Origin of the sequence: Gilliamella sp. GillExp13 (assembly GCF_001690815.1) — a bacterium.
Lineage (GTDB): Bacteria > Pseudomonadota > Gammaproteobacteria > Enterobacterales > Orbaceae > Gilliamella > Gilliamella bombi.
Genome location: NZ_LZHJ01000067.1, coordinates 1 through 2,832, shown reverse-complemented (window position 1 = coordinate 2,832; position 2,832 = coordinate 1). Strand labels below are relative to the sequence as shown.

2 protein-coding genes and 1 pseudogene are annotated in these 2,832 nt (G+C 34.4%); all 3 read right to left on the bottom strand.

Annotation, left to right across the window (positions count from 1 at the left end):
- A partial coding sequence (locus A9G37_RS04675; protein WP_065574773.1) for a hypothetical protein occupies positions 1-1,261 on the bottom strand: 1,261 nt, incomplete at its 3' end.
- Positions 1,258-1,520: pseudogene (locus A9G37_RS04670) on the bottom strand (PAAR domain-containing protein). The gene A9G37_RS04675 and the pseudogene A9G37_RS04670, both read right to left, overlap by 4 nt.
- 110 nt (positions 1,521-1,630) lie before the next feature.
- A protein-coding gene (locus tag A9G37_RS04665; protein WP_141671058.1) for an IS3 family transposase occupies positions 1,631-2,754 on the bottom strand; the annotation gives its coding sequence in 2 pieces (ribosomal slippage) (positions 1,631-2,460 and positions 2,460-2,754; 1,125 coding nt in all).
- Positions 2,755-2,832: the final 78 nt, after the last annotated feature.

Below are 2,832 nucleotides of genomic sequence, written 5' to 3'. Positions count from 1 at the left end.
TTAGTTCAACATAATTAACAGCCAATAAAGCAACAATAGAATACAGGCAAAAAACAAGACTAAAAAAATAAACCGTTGGAAAAATCAATAATTCATCGTTTTCTTCGATACGTTGGATGGTTCTATCCGATAATTGCATAATATAAATTTCATTACTTCCTTGCGCAGCTATCATTTGCCCCTTTTGTCCCTGATTTACCCCATCAGCAGCCAGAGCTAATGCAAGCCATGCATGGCTTTTGCTTAATTTACCTAAATTAAGATCTAGTGGATAAACTTTATTTGGCGCAATTATAATTTCGCCATTAATATCAAAAAATGTCTCCTTTAAAATATTTAATGCAGAAGAAGATAAAGATGTTGTCCATAATTGATTAACTCGTTTCTTTTCAACCTGCTCGGCTTTAATTAAATAACCAATATCATCACTTAAATCAGTAAGTTCAGTTTTAAGAGGTCTAAATACTCTTAATTTGGATAGATTTAATGCTTTCTTAACATTAGAAAATAATAATGCACAGCAATATTCACTAAAAGATAATTGGTTCTTAACATCGTATACCAAATTAATCATTAAAATAGATTCATCATATTTTGTATCTATCCATTCATGGATGATTTCAGGCGAAGGTATGCAATCGGATAACACAATATCAGACTCGTTAATATTAATATGATTTGAATGACAATAATTAGCTAAAATCATAACCGCAGCATCTGAACTTTGAGTCATATTTAATAGTACTTTGATTTTTGACAAGCTATTAATTTTAGCTTTCATTGGCATAATAATTTTTTCAAACACATAAAATAGTGGTGAGCTGATCATTTCATGTATAACTGAAATCGGCATTACTTTATCGGGATTCATTGGTTGACTGCCTTCTAGCCCCATAACTTTTAAAGCAAGATTATCGATTTCTGTTAAATAACAATAATCAACTAACCCAATTGATTTTCTTGCCCATCTCTGCCATCTTGCTAGTTTATTTTTAATATTTAAATTAAAAAATAGAGCTTTAATTAATTGTGAATGGTAATAACTATAAATAAACCCCGTTATAGATAAACTAAAAAATAGCGGTACGATAACAAAATAAAAGCCCCCTAATACTAAATTAGATAGCACACTATTTCCATTAATGAGTAACACTATAAACTCAAAAAAAATGGCGCTCAACACAAAAACCAATAAATAAATCCAGATAGAAAAATTCTTAGGTAGTGCTTTTTCTGGTATGTTAGGTACTCTCCATTTCATGCTTCACTCCCTACAACAGATAATGTTGATATAAGCTCACAGCCGCAAGCGGCTTTACAACCATTAATGGCAACAGATCGATTATACATTTTCCAAGTCGGATGCCCGTCAACAATATTGTTTACACCATGCCCCTTTATCGGACAAGATACCTGATCGCCAACTAATGCAACTGGCTTACCGTCAAAAATAGCACCAGATGCACTTATCACACATCCTCCATGGAATGCGGATCGCCTAATCGAATTACACCTTTCATAAAGTCATTCCTAAAATTAGTCTAAAATATTTCTAACTTTCCACCCCAACCTCACAACGTATTTTATCCCAACTGGTATGTCCACACTTTTTAGTACCAAAAAGATAAGGTCATCGATTTCTTTTGTATTCAATCGGCGACTGGTAATTTAATGTTGAATGAAGTCGATTATAATTAAACCAATCCACATAGTGATTAAATTCCAATTTAAGTTGCGCCAGTGAATCAAAAATAGTATTTGACACAAATTCTGTTTTCACTGCTTTGAATGTGCTTTCTGCAATTGCGTTATCATAGGGGCAGCCTTTGCGACTTAAGGACCGTTTAATTCCAAATGCTGTTAAACATTCATCAATCAAATGATTATCAAACTCTTTTCCTCTATCAGAATGAAACAACTCAATCGTCTGTAAGTTCATTGGAATTTGACTCATAGCTTGCATGACCAGTGCCGCTGTTTTATGCCTGCCAGCACTTCGCCCCACTATTTCTCGATTACTGATATCAACAATTACACAAAGGTAGTGCCAACGTTGTTTAACCCTTACATAGGTTAAATCGGTCACCAATATCTTTCGTGGTTGACCTATATTAAATTCTCGATTCAGTTCATTCCCCACCGGCGATTCATTGCTTTTTTCTGTATGAATACAATATTTTTTACAGGTGTATTTCGAAACCCAGCCATTTTTCGCCATGATTCGACCTATTCGGCGTCGAGATACGGTTATGCCTTGCTTTCTCAGCTCTGCTTGCAGACGCCTTGTACCATAAGCACGATAATTAGTATTAAAAATTTCACCCACTATTTCACTCAGTGATATATCTTGTGATTGCTGCGTTAATTGCCGTTGATAATAGAAACGATTTCGGGTTACATTTAAACATCGACATAATGCACGTAAGCTGTATCGATGCTTATTATGTAAAATTAACTCGATTTTCTTCCCATTATCAACGTCGCTTGCTTTAGGATATCATTCTCCATTAACAAGCGTTTATTCTCTTTGCGTAGCGCGATAAGTTCGTTATCTTCAGTTCGACGATTATCTTTTGCGATGAATGAGCCGGTAGTTTGGTACTGCATTATCCAATTATCTAATGCTGATTTGGTGAGGTCATACTCTGCGACGATATCCGCACGTTTTTTACCATTTTGATATAGCATGACCATTTGTTTTTTGAACTCGTTAGTAAAGCTACGTTTTGCTCTTCGTGATGAATCGGTTGCCATTGTTGTTACCTTCTCTTATTTTTAGTTTATCATAACAATGACCTTATAAAACTGGTACTAATTAGTGTAGCCGATCCA